Below are 676 nucleotides of genomic sequence, written 5' to 3'. Positions count from 1 at the left end.
TAATTTATCAAAACACTGATTAATAGTTATAAAAAAACCACTTATTAAAGTGGTTTTTTAGCTTAACTTAAACAACAGCATTTATACTTTTTTAAATAAAACCTCTGGATTTACCATGGTTTTCATTTCAAGCACATTGCCATTTGGATCTTCAATAAAAAACGTTTCTTGCTCAAACTCATCACCAATAAATCGGCGATATGGTTTATCTAAGTATTCAATACCCGCATCTTCAATACGTATTTTTAACCCGTTAAATTCATCTTCAGATAGGTGAATCCCAAAGTGAGGTACTGCCACAGCTCCCATATCTACATCATGGCGAACTGTTGGTAAGCGCTCAACACTCTGGTGCAAGGTAAGTTCATTACCCCAAAAATCTATATCTACCCAGCGACCTTCTTCACTGTTACCCGTTTTACAGCCTAGTACGTCACAATAAAACGCTTTAGCCACTTTTAAATCGCCAGCCGGAATAGCCAGATGTAAACAGTTAGACATAAATAACCCTTGGTTAACACTTTAATACATTAAATTATCGCCATTATACATAACTTGTGATTTATAGAACATTAACAGCGGCACTATTAAGCATATTTAATACCTAAAATCCGTTTAAAAAACACGTTTTTAAAGTTTGTAATTACTTATAACATTTATTTGTTAGAGAGTATTA

1 protein-coding gene is annotated in these 676 nt (G+C 33.1%); it reads right to left on the bottom strand.

Annotation, left to right across the window (positions count from 1 at the left end; translation table 11 throughout):
* Positions 1–81: 81 nt before the first annotated feature.
* A complete protein-coding gene (locus GQR46_RS20310; protein ID WP_007587216.1) occupies positions 82–501 on the bottom strand; it encodes a VOC family protein in 420 nt (139 codons plus the stop codon).
* Between the last annotated feature and the right edge of the window lie 175 nt (positions 502–676).

It is taken from the genome of Pseudoalteromonas sp. Z1A6 (assembly GCF_011378745.1).
GTDB classification, from domain to species: Bacteria; Pseudomonadota; Gammaproteobacteria; order Enterobacterales; family Alteromonadaceae; genus Pseudoalteromonas; species Pseudoalteromonas arctica.
This window is presented reverse-complemented; position numbering and strand designations above follow the sequence as displayed.

Coding starts and splice junctions, on each gene's coding strand:
- GQR46_RS20310 (WP_007587216.1), bottom strand. CDS start 501: ATGTCTAACTGTTTACATCTGGCTATTCCGGCTGGCGATTTAAAAGTG.